We start from the raw sequence: 17149 nt of genomic DNA, 5'->3' as shown, positions 1-17149 counted from the left end.
TATGAATATCTCCGCTACGATCCTTCTCGCTTTTGGCATGTCCATGGACGCCTTCGCTGCTTCCATCGGAAAAGGCGCCACGCTACACAAACCTAAATTCTCAGAAGCCCTGCGTACCGGCCTGATTTTTGGCGCTATCGAAACGCTGACCCCGCTTATCGGCTGGGGACTTGGCATGCTCGCCAGCCAGTTCGTGCTGGAGTGGAACCACTGGATTGCCTTCGTCCTGCTGGTGTTCCTCGGAGGCCGAATGGTCATTGAAGGTTTTCGCGGCGGTGATGATGAACACGAGGAGCCGCAGCATCGCCACGGCTTCTGGCTGCTGGTCACCACCGCTATTGCCACCAGCCTTGATGCGATGGCCGTTGGTGTGGGTCTGGCATTTCTGCAGGTCAATATTATCGCCACCGCGCTGGCTATTGGCTGTGCAACCCTGATTATGTCCACGCTGGGCATGATGGTCGGACGGTTTATCGGCCCGCTGCTGGGTAAACGCGCCGAGATCCTCGGGGGAATTGTGCTGATTGGCATTGGCGCCCAGATCCTCTGGGCACACTTCGCCGGTTAATCTTCGCGCTGCCAGATGTGGATGCTGAAGTCCGTCTGGCAGCGAAATGTTGAATGTGCCGCCAGCGTTTCCCACACCTCCGGTTTTGCCCGCCACGCGAACGGCGTCATCTGCAATAACGCGACGGCCTCTTCCCCTTTCAGCGTCATTTCGTACGCCACCGATTCCGCCTGCTTCAGCGTAAAACCGGCCAGTTGCTCAGAATGCGGGGCATGCAGACGCACTTCGTCGTAGATCAGCCCTTTCAGCTCCATCAGATGACGCGGGCCTGGGGTCACGGTGACCACCCATCCGCCCGGCTTCACCACGCGCGCCAGCTCTTCTGCCTTACACGGCGCGTAGATACGGATAACCGCGTCCATGCTGGCATCGTCAAACGGCAGCCGGTGGCTGGAGGCCACGCAGAACGTCACGTCGGTATAACGCTTTGCCGCCGCGCGTATGGCCACTTTCGACACGTCCAGACCGAATGTCTGCGCGCCCTTCTCACGAGCAACCTCCGCAAACCGTGCGGTGTAGTATCCTTCCCCACAGCCGATATCGAGCATGGCGGTGGCTGAAGCAGGCAGAATGTCATTGAGCATCTGCGTGACGGCCTCCCGCAGCGGCAGATAGTGTCCGGCATCGAGAAACGCGCGGCGCGCCCGCATCATCTCAGCACTGTCGCCAGGATCGCGGGAACGCTTATGCTGCACCGGCAGAAGATTCACGTAGCCTTCTTTTGCCCGGTCAAACTGATGCCCCTGCGGGCAGGTATACCGTTTATCTGAGTGCGTCAGGGGGGCGTGGCAAAGGGGACAGCTGAAGGACATGGCAACTCCGGAGCATAATCAAAGGGCGAAGTGTACCGCTATTCGCCCCTGTTATAAACGCCCGGTTAGCGCATGACGATAAGGTGATCGGACCCCGCCGGTAACCCGTCAGGTTTGATATTCTCCAGACGCAGCACGTTACCCATAATCTCACTGAAGACAGGGGCAGAGACGGCCCCGCCGTAGTAAGCCCCGTTTTGCGGATCGTTAATCACCACCACAAGGGCAAAACGCGGATTGCTGGCAGGGGCAACCCCCGCCGTGTAGGCGACGTATTTATCGACATACTTCCCGCTATCGTCAATTTTCTTCGCCGTACCGGTTTTCACCGCCACCCGGTAATCACGCACGGCAGCCTTAACGCCTCCGCCGCCCGGCAGCGCAACGCTCTCCATCATGTGCTCCACTTCATGGGCAATCTCTTCCGGCATGACGCGATGCCCGATAACGGGGGGATCGATGCGGGTGATCGAGAGCGGACGCTCAAGCCCGTACCCACCAATCGTGGCGTAGACGTGGGCCAACTGGAGCGGCGTAACCATCAGCCCGTAGCCGAAGGCAAAAGTCGCGCGATCGAGCTGGCTCCAGTATTTACGCTGTGGCAACAGCCCCGAGCTTTCCCCCGTTAAGCCAAGCCCCGTATTGGTGCCAAAACCAAAGTTTCGATAGGTATCGATGAGATGCTGGACAGGCATCGCCAGCGAAAGTCGGGAAACGCCGGTGTCGCTCGATTTTTGCAGGATCCCGGTCATCGTCAGCTCAGGGTAAAAGCCCACGTCGCGAATGCGATGCCCGTCAAGGATATACGGGTGGGTGTCAATCACGCTGTCCGGCTGGACCAGCCCCTGCTGCAGAGCCGTCATCAGCACCAGCGGCTTGACGGTTGAACCGGGTTCGAACGTATCGCTGATTGCGCGGTTGCGAAAATCGTTTATCGTCGCCCCTTCACGATTATTGGGGTTAAAATCCGGGTAGCTCGCCATGGCGAGGATTTCCCCGGTTGGGATATTAATGAGCACCGACGCCCCCGACTCGGCCTTGTTCCAGGCCACGGCATTGTCGAGCGCATCTTCGGTGATGGTTTGCAGCCGCTCGTCAATACTTAACTGGATGTTATGCGCCGGTGCGGGCGCAATTTCGGTCAGGTTTTCAACCACGCGTCCATAGCGATCTTCCCTTACCTGACGCACACCCGGCTTGCCGGTGAGTTGCGCGTTGAAGCTCTTTTCCACACCTTCGATGCCCTGCCCGTCAATATTGGTGAAGCCAATCAGGTTCGCTGCCACATGGCCAGCAGGATAAAAACGGCGGGACTCATCGCGCAAATTGATGCCGGGCAGATTCAGTTTGTCGATCCACTTTGCCTGCGCAGGATCGACCTGACGGGCAAGGTAAATAAAACGGCCCTGCGGATTGGCGTTGATGCGTGCCGAGAGTGTGCCGAGGGAGAGATGCAGCGCGCTGGCCAGCGCCTGCCAGCGCTCATCAAGGCCGACGCCCCCTTTTGCCAGCACCGTTTTAGGATCGGCCCAAACGGCCTGGACAGGCACGCTCACCGCCAGGGGGCGACCCTCACGATCCATTATCATGCCGCGCGGCGCATCAATCGCCAGCTGGCGGAGGGATCGCATATCCTCCTGCTTCACCAGATTGTCAGGCTTGATGATTTGCAGCCAGGCAACGCGGCCCAGCAGAAAAGCCAGACTACAAAAAATAGCTAAACAGAGCAGAGCAAAACGCGCCGGCGTGAAATTTCCAGTTGCTGTTATCAATGTCTTCTTCACCTGAACCCCAGGGCTGTAAAACAACGCCCTGATTTAACGGGAAAAGACGGCGAGAAGGTGACGAAACAGTGCTACTAACCTCGCAGCTTTGCAACAAGTTACTAACAAGACCGCGGATGGTAATATTTTGAAAGATAAGGGACATAAAAAAGCCCCGCGACAGGCGAGGCTTTATGTCTGAGAGTGAAGTGCCGGGCACTTCAGTCAGCAGCGGTTCGATCAGATAGCAGTTACGTTAACTGCAGCTGGGCCTTTCTGGCCGTCCTGAATTTCGAACTCAACGTTCTGGCCTTCAGCCAGAGTTTTGAAGCCGTTACCCTGGATTGCAGAGAAGTGTACGAACACGTCTTTGCTGCCGTCAGCAGGAGTAATGAAACCAAAACCTTTAGACTCGTTGAACCACTTAACTTGACCTTTAATCTTTGCCATTTTGCAAAATTCCTTAGAGTGTTTTCTTAGCCCGCAGGCATTAACTGAGATAAAACTGAGACATTACTGCATGAGGCACTAATATAAGGTTCGGCAGAGAAGCGGTATTCAACGACAACGTGTTTACTCAGGACTTCTTTACTGAAAATGCCACACATAAACAGAACTGTACCTCGTTTGACCCAAAACGTGTTATCACACACTATGTTTAATATGGCAAGCCATTTTTAAACATGTCTCGATCCGCCGCACAAATTCGAACAGTGCCTGTCAGGTTTTGCACAATTATGCGCATCACGTACAGACAGCCCTGCTGCGTAACAAAGACCCAGCGTTGCTTTCACACCCGCTGTAATCTAAGACTTTTTTAACATAGCTCAATCATTACGAACCGTCCAGCAAACGGGAAAAGAAATCTTACGTCTTGATTGAGTTAGAACAATTTGTGAAAACTTATGCTTAAATCATTGTAACGCGACCAAATTGTTTCAGAGAAAAAACAGTGTTAATAACCCGCGCCCAGCTGTATTAAAATGCACCAGCGAATAAACAGCGTTATGCACCAAAATAATGAAATTTTTATGACTCTGCATCAAAAGAAGGCAAGCAAAACGTTTCGATAAAAATAAAACATTCCTGCGCGCGTTTACATCAACAATATATGCAACAATTTATCGCTTCGTTTATAAGGATAAATATTCACCAATTTTCAGTATCCTGAAAGAATGGTTAACTGGTGCTAAATTATCGAGTGCGTGAGTTAACTCCTGCACAGGTTCATCTAAGGATTCATCTGCCAGTTCGAACACGCCCCAGTGAATAGGGAACGCCAGAGGTGAGCCCAGCTGCTGCCACAATGCCACCGCAGATTGCGGATCCATATGATGGACAGCCATGAACCATCGTGGGGCATAGGCACCAATCGGTAACGCGGCGGCATCTATCTGGCCCAGGCGTTCAGGAATTAACAGCAGCTCAGGTGAATAACCGGTATCACCGCTAAACCAGAAACGGTGATGTCGTCCTTCCATCACCCAGCCGCACCATAAGGAACGATTGCGGTTCCATGGCGTGCGCATGCTCCAGTGCTGTGCCGGTACGGCGGTCAGCGTCATCCCCTGCCAGGTGAAACTCTGCCACCAGTCGAGTTCGACCACGCGTTTTGCTCCCCGGCGACGAAACCAGTCGGCGAGGCCCAAAGGAACAAAAATACTGACGTCGGGAAAGCGTTTGAGGATTCGGCGAAGGGTTGCGTCATCAAGATGATCGTAATGATTATGGGAAATGACGACCGCATCCAGCTGATGAAGTTGCTCGACAGACAGTACGGGGGGTGTCTTACGCTGGGGTCCCAGGAAAGGCAGCGGAGAAGCGCGTCGAGAAAACACCGGATCGGTAAGGATGATATTGCCGTCCAGCTGCAGCAACACGCTCGCGTGCCCGAGCCACCATACCCCATCTTCCTGAGGTTGCGTAAGCTCAACCGGTTGCCACCACTGGCGGATAAAGTCTTCATAACCCAGCGCGGGCGGCTTCGGTAATCCGGCCGCTTTACGCGCTTTACGCCAACGGTCAAGGTCGCCGGGTTGATGTCCGACAGGATCGGTATTACAAAAACCGTTTGGGGTGTGATGTTTCAGGGAGGGGTCATACCAGGGATTTTTCCAGACCACAGCCACCTCCCAGGACAAAAAGATTAACGCTCAGCCACCAGGCGGATAAAGTCGTCTTCGTCTTTGTTATCTTCAGCGACCGCGTCTTTCGGCGCGTCTTTCTCTTCCGGTTCGTTAGCCTCACACAGACGGCGTAGCAGCGCATTCTGACGTTTTTGCTGATCGAGCAGCGCTTCCAGCAGTTCGATCTGCTCGTTAGTACGGGAACTGGCGCGGTTCACGAAAAACCAGATGACCAGCCCCACAAGCAGTACCACCAAAGAAATCATCAGGGATGCTATATTCAGCAGCCCTGAATTCAGTAACTCACCCATTTCACCACCTCAATAAAAACGTCTATTTTACCACTGGCGCGAAGGAAGGAAATCACGTTGAGAAAAAATGTCTATTACCACGGAATAAACTTGTTTATTGCGCAAACGCCGCTAAAAAACTGTACATCCTGATCGCACATCACATTGATCGTCTGCGTCCATAACACCACGCACGCTATCAGCACGATAATCAGAATTACCCAGCGTATTTTTTTCACTCCACACTCCGTCTAAGGACCTGATGTAACGAGATTATCACGCTTATCTTAAACAAGGACTAACTGTGCCTCCATCGCGTTTTTTTTCAGAATCCTGCACTTGTTTCATCGCGTAAACGCTTTACGCTAGCATTACGATAACAACGATAAAAGAGGTAATGATGCGATTCATCATTCGAACAATTATTGCACTGGCCATTGTCTGGATTGGCCTTCTGTTAACGGGCTATGGCGTGCTCGTGGGGAGCACCGAAAACGCAGCCGGGCTAGGCATTCAGTGTAAATACCTCACAGCACAGGGAATGAGCACTGCCCAGTATCTGCATACTGACAGCGGGATCGTTGGCTTAACCCACTGCCCTGTACTGCGTAAAACATCCGTCGTGATTGATAATGGCTAATCAGCCAGGTGAATGACATACAAAAAACGCCGCATCAGATGCGGCGTTTTTTTCTACCAGCAGGGATTAAAACGGGTAGTCGTGATATCCCATCTGTTCAGAAATTTTCCGTGCCGCAGTGTGCAGAATAGCCACATACTCATGCAGACGCTCTTCGGAGAAACGTAAGGTTGGGAAGGAGATACTCAAGCCCGCGATCACCACGCCAAAGCGGTCAAATACCGGAACGCCGATGCAGCGCAGCCCCTCTTCCTGCTCTTCGTTATCTTCGCCATATCCCTGCTCGCGCACGCGGTCGAGCACCGTCAGCAGCGCATCCGTGCTGGTAATGGTTCGTGAGGTACTTTGCTTGTATTCCACGCCTTCAAGGATCTGCTTCACTTCCTCGCGATCGCGCCACGCCAGCAGAACTTTACCAATGGCGGTACTGTAGAGCGGGTTGCGGCGACCAATGCGCGAATACATGCGCAGATTGTACATGGAGTCGATTTTATGGATGTAAACGATGCTGTCTTCATCCAGGGCACCGAGATGAATGGTCTCTTTGGTCAGGCGAGAGATTTCACGCATCTGAATGTCAGCGCTGCGGATCAGGTCAACATTTTGTAGCGCACGCGCACCCAATTCAAACAGCTTAAGCGTCAGAGAATACTTTTCAGATTCGCCTTCCTGCGCAACGTAACCCAGGGACTTCATGGTTTGCAAAAAGCGATAAACGGTGCTTTTTGACATCATCACGCGCTGCGACAGCTCTGTAATACCTATTTCACGCTCTTCTCCAAGCGCCTGTAAGATGCCAAACACCTTCAGCACGGAAGAAACAGAATCTGGCTGTTTATCCAAATCCGCAATAGCCATTTACCACCTCATAGCGAGTGTTTTATAAAAATCAGAACCGGTTTTTATTATAAGTTCCCGTCATGTCACCTGCAATCAATCCGCGTTTACTTCGTTACAAATCTGCGACATATCGCGGCTGTAACAATGCTAAAATAGTTACCCTGAGAATAATTTCACGCTGAGCTTTTTACTCCTGATGGAAAAGAATCTTTCTGATGGCCTGCCATTACCCCAGCGGTATGGCGCAATAGCGACCATCATTATCGGTATCTCAATGGCCGTCCTTGACGGCGCGATTGCAAACGTTGCCCTGCCAACCATCGCCAGCGACCTGCATGCCTCACCCGCCAGTTCGATTTGGATTGTTAACGCCTACCAGATTGCGATTGTGGTGTCACTGCTCTCGTTCTCTTTCCTCGGCGATATGTTCGGCTACCGCCGGGTATATCAGTGCGGCCTGGTGGTTTTCACTTTTACCTCCCTGCTCTGTGCCCTTTCAGATTCACTGCATACCCTGACGCTTGCGCGTATTGCGCAGGGTTTTGGCGGCGCGGCGCTCATGAGCGTAAACACGGCGCTGATCCGCTTGATTTATCCGCAGCGTCATCTGGGGCGCGGAATGGGGATAAACTCGTTTATTGTCGCCGTCTCTTCTGCCGCCGGGCCAACAATTGCGGCGGCGATCCTCTCCGTTGCGTCATGGCAATGGCTGTTCGCCATTAACGTGCCGCTGGGTATCGTCGCCATCTTTTTTGCTCTGCGCTTTCTTCCCGCTAATGGTCCCAAAAGCAGCATGCCGCGCTTCGACGTGGCAAGTGCGGTGATGAATGCCCTGACCTTCGGCCTGTTGATTACGGCGCTGAGCGGCTTTGCGCAGGGACAATCTCTGGTGCTTACCGCCGCGGAGCTCATCGCCCTGCTGGCGATCGGCTTCTTCTTTGTCCGCCGCCAGCTCACCCTGCCAGTTCCTTTGCTGCCCGTTGACCTGCTGCGTATTCCCCTCTTTTCGCTCTCCATCTGCACGTCTGTCTGCTCGTTCTGCGCCCAGATGCTGGCTCTGGTCTCCCTGCCCTTCTTTCTGCAGAGCGTAGTTGGCCGTTCAGAAGTGGAAACCGGGCTGCTGCTCACCCCCTGGCCGCTGGCGACGATGGTGATGGCACCGCTGGCAGGTTATTTAATTGAACGTGTTCATGCCGGTTTATTGGGCGCTTTGGGGCTGGCGGTGATGGCGACAGGCCTTTTCGCGTTAGCATTGTTGCCCTCGTCGCCTTCGGATCTGGACATCATCTGGCGCATGATCCTCTGCGGCGCAGGGTTTGGCCTGTTCCAGTCCCCCAATAATCACACCATTATCACCTCAGCACCACGGCATCGCAGCGGTGGGGCAAGCGGTATGCTGGGAACCGCGCGTCTGCTGGGCCAAAGCAGCGGTGCGGCACTGGTCGCCCTGATGTTTAACCTTGCCGGACAAAACGGTAACCACCTTGCGCTCCTCACAGCAGGCGCCCTTGCCACCCTCGCGGCGGTCGTCAGTGGCCTGCGGGTGACCCAGCCCAGGGTTCAGGCATAAAAAAAGCCGGGCGGAGTGTTCTCCCGCCCGGCTTTTTATGTTTTGTTGCGTTACTTCAGGTATTCCCCACTGCGCAGCGCTTCAATACGCTTATCCAGCGGCGGGTGAGACATAAACAGCTCGCTCAGCGATTTGGATTTACCGTTAATGCAGAAGGCCATCATGCTGTTCGCTTCCTGCGGCTCGTAGGAGGTTTTCAGACGCTGCAGCGCGGCAATCATCTTCTCACGACCAACCAGCTTCGCAGAGCCGGCATCCGCGTGGAATTCACGGTGACGGGAGAACCACATGGTGATGATGCTCGCCAGAATACCGAATACCAGTTCCAGAACCATCGACACAGCAAAATAGATCAGCGGGTTGCCGTTGCTCTCTTCGCCTTCGTCACGGTTGCCGCCCATGAAGCCCGCGGCAATCTGCGCCAGAATACGGGAGATAAAGATCACGAAGGTGTTTACCACGCCCTGAATCAGGGTCATGGTCACCATGTCACCGTTAGCGATATGGCTGATTTCGTGGGCGATAACCGCTTCGGCTTCGTCACGGCTCATGTTCTGCAGCAGTCCGGTGCTGACAGCAACCAGTGACGCATCGCGACGGGCCCCCGTGGCGAACGCGTTGATATCCGGAGCATGGTAAATGGCCACCTGCGGCATGGCGATCCCGGCCTGACGGGACTGCTGAGCCACCGTATTCATCAGCCACTGTTCCATATCGTTACGGGGTTGCTCAATGACCTCACCCCCTACCGATTTCAGTGCCATCCACTTCGACATCAGCAGGGAGATGAACGAGCCACCAAAACCAAACAGCAGCGCCATAATCAACAGACCCTGAACGCTGCTCGACTGAATTCCTGTCAGGCTTAGCACGAGCCCGAAAACCACCATCACCGCGAGGTTGGTGAGCAGGAAGAGCGCGATTCGCATCATAATTTTCTTTTTACCTCAGTTTAACAAAACGCACTATGCGATTACCCACATCGTATGGGTATTGCGGCTATTTTCAAGCATCCTGAGGGCGTAAGTCACCAGAAAGACACAACTTTACACAATTGAAAATCTGGCTGACGGAAGGATAAAGTACAAAAAGAAACAGGCACAATGTCTTGTGCCTGTTGGGAGGTTATTTTGCCGGAGCGGGCTGTACGGCAGGTTTCTCTTTTTCCTGATTCGCCAGGTCGAGAGCGATATGCACCGTCTCGTCGAGATACGGATCCGGCTCCTGGTAATCTTTTGGCAGATCGTCCAGTTTCTTTAGCAGAGGCTTGCCTTCACGCTTGAAGCGATCGTTGATACGCGCCAGGCGGGTTGCATCGTCTTCGTTGTTCTCTTTTTCACGCTGAGCGTAGTTCAGAGAAACAATATTCCGCTTATCCTTCAGAGCATTGAATCGCGCAATGTCCTTCATGATGTACTGGAACTCCGGATCTTTCGCGATGCGGTCGTTATGCGCCTTCAGCAACTCAGGGCCAAACTGCGTCATATCACCCGCTTTCACGTAGGTCGCGGCATTGATGCTGTCCCACGGCAACGCGTTATCTTCAAACTTCTCGCCGGTTTCCGTCTCCTGGGTGCCAGTCGGCATGATGATGTCCGGCGTGACGCCCTTACGCTGCGTACTGCCGCCATTTACGCGGTAGAATTTCTGAATGGTGTACTGAACCGAGCCCAGCGCAGGCCATTCCGGACGCAGCATCTGATCGTAAATACGATTCAGAGAACGGTACTGCTGAACAGTGCCTTTCCCGAAGGTTGGCTCACCGACGATCAGCGCGCGGCCGTAGTCCTGCATGGCTGCGGCAAAGATCTCAGACGCGGAAGCGCTGAAGCGGTCAACGAGAACAACCAGCGGACCTTTGTAGTAGACCACACCGTCATTGTCCGCATCTTCGCGCACTTTACCGTTGTTATCGCGCACCTGAACCACCGGGCCAGATGGGATGAACAGGCCAGAGAGAGAAACCGCTTCCGTCAGCGCCCCGCCGCCGTTACTGCGCAGGTCGATGATGATGCTGCTGACGTTCTGCTTTTCAAGCTTCTGCAACTGAACTTTCACATCGTCAGTCAGCCCGACGTAGAAGCCAGGAATATCCAGGACGCCCACCTTCTCTTTACCCAGGGTTTTCACCGACATTTTCACCGCGCGGTCTTCCAGACGGATACGCTCACGGGTCAGGGTAACGATACGGGTTTTGGTGCCTTTTCCGGCTGGCAGAATTTCCAGACGAACCTTGCTGCCTTTCGGACCTTTGATCAGCGCAACCACGTCATCAAGACGCCAGCCGATCACGTCGACCATGTTCTGGCCGGTTTGTCCCACACCCACAATACGATCGCCAACGCTAATCGCTTTGCTTTTAGATGCCGGGCCACCCGCGACCATCGAATTGATCACCGTGTAATCATCGTCCATCTGCAGCACCGCGCCGATACCTTCCAGAGACAGGCTCATTTCGGTATTGAACTGTTCGGTGTTGCGTGGTGAGAGATAGTTGGTGTGCGGATCGATTTCGTGCGCAAAGGCCGTCATGGCCAGCGAGAAGACATCCTCACTGTTGGTCTGGGCCAGGCGACGAATGGCAAATTTGTAACGACGCGTCAGCGTGTCACGGATCTCTTTTTCGTCTTTGCCGGTGAGCTTAAGGCTCAGTTCGTCGTATTTAACTTTGCCGTCCCACAGCGCATTCAGCTCGGCTTCATCTTTTGGCCAGGGCGCTTTGCTGCGGTCCAGATTGAAGGTGTCGTTGCCGGTGAAGTCCATTGGACGTTCCAGCACTTTCAGCGCGTACTGATAGCGTTCGAAGCGGCGCTTTTGCGACAGGTTGTAGAGATCGTAGAACAGATCCAGCTTGCCTGAACGCAACTCGTCACCCACCTCGGATTTTCGCTTAGCGAACTGCTCGACATCGCTGGCGAGCAAAACGTTATGGCTGTAATCCAGCAAGTTCAGATAGCGGTCAAAGATTTTGGCCGAAAAGGCCTGATCGAGATCGAACTGACGATAGTGCGAACGGGTGAAACGTGAGGTCACGCGCTCGCTCACCGTCGCGTGCTGCGTCTCTTCCTTGAGTACCGGAATTTGATCAACACGCGTGATATCGTCCACTGCAAAAGCGTGACCTGTTATAGCAAACAGACCCGCCAGCGCGGTGAGCTTAAAAAAAGTGTTCATGCCAGGCTTGGCCTCCGTTTCAGAACAACAAGTGTTCTGCGCGTACAATCATTGACATACCAGAAGTCAGCTGTACACGAACGCCATCTTTGGTGATTTCCAGTACGGTGGCGTCCATAGCATTGTTACCCGCTTTTACCTTCAGTGCCTGACCGACGCTCAGGGCGTTAATGTCAGAAACCGGAGTATGGCGCGGCTCTTCACGAGGCGCACGTGGGGCTTTTGCTGCTGGTTTGTCTGCACGCGGTTTGCGATCGTTATTATCGTGACGACGCGGCGCAGGGCGTGGTTTACGCTCACGACGAGGCGCTTCTTCCTGGCCGTTTGCCGCGGCGGCTTCGCGTTTTTTCGCTTGCTGTTCTGCACGTTGTGCCTGAACGCGTGCTTTGGCTTCTTCCAGCTGCTTGCGCGCATGCTCAACGTGCTGCTCGTCAAGCTCACCGCAAGGGTTGCCGTCGAGATCCACGCGAGTCGCGCCAGGTTTGATACCGTACAGGTAACGCCAGCTCGAAGTATAAAGACGTAAGGCGGAACGCAGCTGAGTTTTGCTGAGGTTCATTTCCCCTTCAACACGTGCCACCAGATCCTGAAAAATACCGACTTTCAGGGGACGAGCTTCGCCTTCCGCGCTGAAGCACTGCGGGAAACGCTCGGCCAGAAATGCGATAACTTCTTTACTGCTATTCAACTTAGGTTGATTTTCCATGAAATTTCCTGATTACAACGGACGTTGCCAACAAGCGCAGGCATGAACAGGCGTCATTATAATGACGCTATCAGTAAATGCTACGTTATCCGTTGATTATCCTGCGACGCTCGCAAAGAATTTTTGATAATCGGTTGCTGCGAGTACGTTTTCCAGATTCGCCACCAGCTCGCGCAGCCCCTGTTCGTCCTCGGTTGTAAAGCGACTGAAGACCGTACTGTCGATGTCCAGAACGCCAATAATCTGATTTTTGACCACCAGCGGCAGAACGATTTCAGAATTACTGGCAGCATCACAGGCAATGTGTCCGTCAAACGCATGAACGTCTTCCACACGCTGGACCTGATTCTCGGCCACCGCCGTGCCGCATACGCCACGCCCAACCGGGATACGCACGCAGGCCAGTTTGCCCTGGAACGGACCGAGCACCAGCGTTTCACCTTCCAGAAGGTAAAAGCCCGCCCAGTTTACGTCAGAGAGACGTTCAAACAGCAATGCGCTAGTATTTGCCAGAGTGGCTAAGAAGCTGGTCTCACCCGCCATCAATGCCTTAAAATCGCGGTTCAGATCCGCGTAGAATTCTGTTTTGTTCATTATTCAATCACTTAGTTGTCTTACAAAATTACCGCATAGCCTATTAAAATAAGCATTAAATGCGCTCATGCTCAAGATGAATCCGTTCATGAGTTATTATAACTTTCAACAATACTTATTTGTGCGCAGCTGATGGCCTTAAAAACAACCAAAATTACGCCGACGAGAAAAATAACTGTCCATACGGTAAGCGAAGCTTTGCCTCGTGCACATTATCAGCGTTGCCCCCAGTGCGATACGCTTTTTATGTTGCCGAAGATGAAATCGCACCAAAGTGCCTTCTGTCCCCGCTGCGACGCCAAAATTCGCGATGGCCGCGACTGGTCGTTGACCCGCCTCGCCGCCATGGCCGTCACCATGCTGCTGCTGATGCCCTTCGCCTGGAGCGAACCGCTGCTGAAGCTCTATCTGCTTGGCGTGCGCATTGATGCTAACGTGCTGCAGGGTATCTGGCAGATGACCCGTCAGGGCGATCCGATTACCGCCGCCATGGTGCTATTCTGCACCGTTGGCGCACCGCTGGTGCTGGTTGCCGCCATTGCCTATCTCTGGTTTGGCAATATTCTTGGCATGAACCTTCGCCCGGTGCTGCTGATGCTGGATAAGCTCAAAGAGTGGGTCATGCTGGATATTTATCTGGTCGGCGTGGGCGTTGCGTCCATAAAAGTCCAGGACTACGCCTTTTTGCAGCCCGGCATTGGACTCTTTGCTTTCATCTGTCTGGTGTTGCTGAGCATCCTGACCCTGATCCACCTGAACGTTGAGCAGCTCTGGGAGCGTTTTTACCCTCAGCGCCCCGCCACGCGCCCCGATGAAAATCTGCGCGTCTGTCTGGGCTGCCACTATACCGGGTTGCCCGACCCGCGCGGACGCTGCCCGCGGTGCCACATTCCATTACGGCTGCGGCGCAACAACAGCCTGCAAAAATGCTGGGCCGCGCTGATCGCCTCCCTGGTGTTCCTGATCCCCGCCAATATGCTTCCGATTTCCATCATTTACGTGAATGGCGGACGCCAGGAGGATACTATCCTCTCCGGAATTATCTCCCTTGCGCACAGCAATGTCGGGGTGGCGGCGATCGTCTTTATTGCCAGTATCCTGGTTCCCTTTACCAAAGTGGTAGTGATGATTACCCTGCTCATCAGCATTCACTTAAAGTGTGAACAAGGTTTACGGACCCGCATTCTGCTTCTGCGATTCGTCACCTGGATTGGCCGCTGGTCAATGTTAGATTTGTTCGTGATTTCGCTGATGATGTCGCTCATCAATCGCGATCAGTTACTTGCTTTTACAATGGGACCCGCGGCTTTTTATTTCGGCTCTGCGGTGATATTGACTATTCTTGCTGTGGAATGGCTGGATAGCCGCTTACTTTGGGATGCACATGAGTCAGGAAACCCCCGCTTCGCCGACTGAAGCGAGAATTAAAACAAAACGCCGCATTTCGCCATTCTGGTTGCTGCCCGTCATCGCCCTGATGATTGCAGGCTGGCTTATCTGGACAAGCTATGAAGATCGCGGGAGTACGGTCACCATTGATTTCCAGACCGCCGACGGCATCGTCGCCGGACGAACGCCCGTTCGCTTCCAGGGGGTTGAGGTCGGTACGGTTCAGGATATCTCCCTTGGAAAAGGGCTGAATAAGATTCAGGTGCGGGTCAGTATCAAATCTGACATGCAGGATGCCCTGCGCAGCGAAACACAGTTCTGGCTGGTGACGCCAAAAGCCTCTCTGGCCGGTGTCTCCGGGCTGGATGCGCTCGTGGGCGGCAACTATATTGGCATGATGCCGGGCAAAGGCGAGCCGCAGGATCACTTTGTTGCGCTGGATACGCAGCCCAAATACCGTCTTAATAACGGCGATTTGATGATTCATCTCCAGGCGCCGGACCTCGGTTCCCTGAACAGTGGCTCCCTGGTCTATTTCCGTAAGATCCCGGTTGGCCGCGTGTACGATTACTCGATTAACCCGAACAAACAGGGCGTCACTATTGATGTGCTGATCGAGCGTCGCTTCACCAATCTGGTGAAAAAGGGCAGCCGCTTCTGGAACGTGTCCGGCGTGGATGCCGACCTCAGCCTGAGCGGCGCCAAAGTGAAGCTGGAAAGTCTGGCCGCCCTGGTGAACGGCGCCATTGCCTTTGACTCCCCGGAAAACTCGAGCCCTGCCACCGCTGATGACACGTTCGGATTGTACGCCGACCTGGCGCACAGCCAGCGCGGCGTGATCGTCAAACTTGCCCTGCCCGATGCTAAGGGGCTAAAAGCGGGTTCAACGCCGCTGATGTATCAGGGTCTGCAGGTCGGCCAGCTCACCAAAATGACGCTCAACCCGGGCGGGTCGGTCACCGGCGAAATGACGGTCGATCCGAGCGTGGTCGATCTCCTGCGCGAGAAAACGCGCATCGAAATGCGCAGTCCAAAGATCTCGCTGAACGATACCAGCCTCAGCACGCTGCTGACCGGCAATACCTTTGAGCTGATCCCGGGTGAAGGTCAGCCCAGCAACAGCTTCGTGATTGCTCCGGCGGATAAAGCTCTGTTGCAAAAACCGGGCGTGGTGACGGTTACCCTGAATGCGCCTGAAAGCTATGGGATTGAAGCCGGTCAGCCGTTGATTTTACACGGCGTGCAGGTGGGACAGGTGCTGGAGCGCAAGCTCTCCGCGGATGGGGTGCAATTCTCCGTCGCCATCGACCCGCAATACAGAGATCTGGTGCACGGTGACAGTAAATTCGTGGTGAACAGTCGCGTCGACGTGAAGGTGGGTCTGGACGGCGTGGAGTTTCTCGGCGCCAGCGCCAGCGAATGGGTCAACGGCGGTATCCGCATTTTACCGGGGGATAAAGGCCCCGTGCGCGACAGCTACCCGCTGTATGCTAACCTGGAGAAAGCGATTGAAAACAGCCTGAGCGATCTTCCTACCACCACGCTGACGTTAAGCGCCGAGACCCTGCCGGACGTTCAGGCGGGCTCCGTGGTGCTGTATCGCAAGTTTGAAGTCGGGGAAGTGATTACCGTTCGCCCGCGTGCCGACGCCTTTGATATCGAACTGCACATCAAGCCGGAGTACCGCAAGCTGCTGACGCCAAACAGCGTCTTCTGGGCCGAAGGCGGCGCGAAAGTTCAGCTTAACGGCAACGGACTGACCGTGCAGGCCTCTCCGCTGTCACGCGCGCTGCGGGGGGCGATTAGCTTCGATAACCTCAGCGGTGCGGGCGCGAATCTGCGCAAGGGCGATAAACGTATTCTCTTCCCGTCCGAGACCGCCGCCCGCGCCGTGGGGGGGCAGATTACCCTCCATGCGTTTGACGCCGGTAAGCTGGCGGAAGGCATGCCCATCCGCTATCTGGGTATTGATATCGGGCAGATCCAGAAGCTGACGCTGATCACCTCGCGTAACGAGGTGCAGGCCACTGCCGTACTTTACCCGGAATATGTACAAACCTTTGCCCGTACGGGTACGCGCTTCTCGGTGGTCACGCCGCAGATCTCGGCCGCAGGCGTTGAGCATCTCGATACCATTTTGCAGCCGTACATCAACGTGGAGCCAGGCCAGGGCAAGGCCCGTCGTGATTTCGAGCTGCAGGAAGCCACGATCACCGACTCGCGCTACCTTGGCGGCCTGAGCATCGTGGTGGAAGTGCCGGAAGCGGGCTCGCTGAGCATCGGCACCCCTGTGCTGTTCCGCGGTATTGAAGTAGGTACGGTCACGGGCCTGACGCTCGGTACGCTCTCCGACCGCGTAATGGTGGCGTTGCGCATCAGTGAACGCTACCAGCACCTGGTACGTAATAACTCGGTATTCTGGCTGGCATCCGGCTATTCGCTGGACTTTGGCCTGACGGGAGGCGTGGTGAAAACCGGCACCTTCAACCAGTTCATTCGCGGTGGCATTGCTTTTGCCACGCCGCCGGGAACGCCGCTGGCACCGAAAGCGCAGCCGGGTAAACACTTCCTGCTGCTCGAAAGCGAACCGAAAGAGTGGCGCGAATGGGGAACCGCCCTGCCACGTTAATCTGCAAGGCTCCGGTGTCAACGCACCGGAGCCTTTATGCTACACTGC

At 54.6% G+C, this 17149-nt stretch carries 16 protein-coding genes and 1 pseudogene; 5 read left to right on the top strand and 12 right to left on the bottom strand.

Annotated elements, in window-relative coordinates; genetic code table 11:
* Position 1 precedes the first annotated feature (1 nt).
* Complete coding sequence (gene mntP, locus BFG58_RS00925; RefSeq protein WP_045908281.1) at positions 2-568, top strand: manganese efflux pump MntP; 567 nt, start codon at positions 2-4, stop codon at positions 566-568.
* Here the strand turns inward: mntP and rlmA are convergent.
* The 7 genes and pseudogenes from rlmA to mgrB form a co-directional block, all read right to left on the bottom strand.
* Complete coding sequence (gene rlmA, locus BFG58_RS00920; protein ID WP_063621978.1) at positions 565-1380, bottom strand: 23S rRNA (guanine(745)-N(1))-methyltransferase; 816 nt, start codon at positions 1378-1380, stop codon at positions 565-567. The two genes, mntP and rlmA, sit on opposite strands and share 4 nt — an antisense overlap.
* Positions 1381-1445: 65 nt before the next feature.
* The gene (gene ftsI / locus BFG58_RS00915; RefSeq protein ID WP_069719000.1) at positions 1446-3164 is read right to left on the bottom strand and encodes a peptidoglycan glycosyltransferase FtsI; all 1719 of its coding nucleotides are present in this window, start codon (positions 3162-3164) and stop codon (positions 1446-1448) included.
* 219 nt (positions 3165-3383) lie between these two features.
* Positions 3384-3593: a transcription antiterminator/RNA stability regulator CspE gene (gene cspE, locus BFG58_RS00910; RefSeq protein WP_001062678.1), complete on the bottom strand. Its 210-nt coding sequence runs from the start codon at positions 3591-3593 to the stop codon at positions 3384-3386.
* Between the two features lie 13 nt (positions 3594-3606).
* Positions 3607-3751 (bottom strand): annotated as a pseudogene (locus BFG58_RS00905) (DUF2627 domain-containing protein).
* Positions 3752-4276: 525 nt separating this feature from the next.
* Positions 4277-5266, bottom strand: a complete 990-nt coding sequence (locus tag BFG58_RS00900) for an MBL fold metallo-hydrolase (RefSeq protein WP_063621980.1) — start codon at positions 5264-5266, stop codon at positions 4277-4279.
* Positions 5267-5289: 23 nt separating this feature from the next.
* Positions 5290-5580: a YebO family protein gene (locus BFG58_RS00895; protein ID WP_024909723.1), complete on the bottom strand. Its 291-nt coding sequence runs from the start codon at positions 5578-5580 to the stop codon at positions 5290-5292.
* Positions 5581-5654: 74 nt separating this feature from the next.
* The gene (gene mgrB / locus BFG58_RS00890) at positions 5655-5798 is read right to left on the bottom strand and encodes a PhoP/PhoQ regulator MgrB (protein WP_006175995.1); all 144 of its coding nucleotides are present in this window, start codon (positions 5796-5798) and stop codon (positions 5655-5657) included.
* 161 nt (positions 5799-5959) lie between these two features.
* On the opposite strand from mgrB, the gene BFG58_RS00885 reads away from it, so the two are divergent.
* Positions 5960-6199 carry a YobH family protein gene (locus BFG58_RS00885; protein WP_063621981.1) on the top strand — a complete coding sequence of 80 codons (240 nt, stop codon included), beginning with the start codon at positions 5960-5962 and terminating at the stop codon, positions 6197-6199.
* A 66-nt stretch (positions 6200-6265) separates the two neighbouring features.
* Here the strand turns inward: BFG58_RS00885 and kdgR are convergent, their stop codons facing one another.
* Positions 6266-7057, bottom strand: a complete 792-nt coding sequence (gene kdgR, locus BFG58_RS00880; protein WP_023312208.1) for a DNA-binding transcriptional regulator KdgR — start codon at positions 7055-7057, stop codon at positions 6266-6268.
* A 178-nt stretch (positions 7058-7235) separates the two neighbouring features.
* Here kdgR and BFG58_RS00875 point away from each other — a divergent pair, with 178 nt between their 5' ends.
* On the top strand, positions 7236-8609 hold the full coding sequence (locus BFG58_RS00875; RefSeq protein WP_063621982.1) for an MFS transporter: 1374 nt from the start codon (positions 7236-7238) through the stop codon (positions 8607-8609).
* A gap of 50 nt (positions 8610-8659) precedes the next feature.
* Here BFG58_RS00875 and htpX read toward each other — a convergent pair whose 3' ends face one another.
* The 4 genes from htpX to BFG58_RS00855 all read right to left on the bottom strand — a co-directional run bounded on the left by htpX (position 8660) and on the right by BFG58_RS00855 (position 13083).
* On the bottom strand, positions 8660-9541 hold the full coding sequence (gene htpX, locus BFG58_RS00870; protein WP_014884290.1) for a protease HtpX: 882 nt from the start codon (positions 9539-9541) through the stop codon (positions 8660-8662).
* A 193-nt stretch (positions 9542-9734) separates the two neighbouring features.
* Positions 9735-11783: a carboxy terminal-processing peptidase gene (prc, locus tag BFG58_RS00865; protein WP_069718999.1), complete on the bottom strand. Its 2049-nt coding sequence runs from the start codon at positions 11781-11783 to the stop codon at positions 9735-9737.
* 19 nt (positions 11784-11802) lie between these two features.
* Positions 11803-12489 carry an RNA chaperone ProQ gene (gene proQ / locus BFG58_RS00860; RefSeq protein ID WP_014884292.1) on the bottom strand — a complete coding sequence of 229 codons (687 nt, stop codon included), beginning with the start codon at positions 12487-12489 and terminating at the stop codon, positions 11803-11805.
* Positions 12490-12585: 96 nt separating this feature from the next.
* Positions 12586-13083, bottom strand: a complete 498-nt coding sequence (locus tag BFG58_RS00855; protein ID WP_008500476.1) for a GAF domain-containing protein — start codon at positions 13081-13083, stop codon at positions 12586-12588.
* Between the two features lie 132 nt (positions 13084-13215).
* Here BFG58_RS00855 and yebS point away from each other — a divergent pair, with 132 nt between their 5' ends.
* Together yebS and BFG58_RS00845 are read left to right on the top strand one after the other, a co-directional pair.
* Positions 13216-14499, top strand: coding sequence for a membrane integrity lipid transport subunit YebS (yebS, locus tag BFG58_RS00850; RefSeq protein WP_045908227.1), 1284 nt, complete (start codon positions 13216-13218; stop codon positions 14497-14499).
* Positions 14468-17101: a PqiB family protein gene (locus BFG58_RS00845; protein ID WP_069718998.1), complete on the top strand. Its 2634-nt coding sequence runs from the start codon at positions 14468-14470 to the stop codon at positions 17099-17101. Before yebS ends, BFG58_RS00845 begins: the two co-directional genes overlap by 32 nt.
* The last annotated feature ends 48 nt before the right edge of the window (positions 17102-17149 follow it).

It is taken from the genome of Enterobacter sp. ku-bf2, assembly GCF_001742765.1.
In the GTDB taxonomy this organism is placed as follows: Bacteria; Pseudomonadota; Gammaproteobacteria; order Enterobacterales; family Enterobacteriaceae; genus Enterobacter; species Enterobacter quasiroggenkampii.
This window is presented reverse-complemented; position numbering and strand designations above follow the sequence as displayed.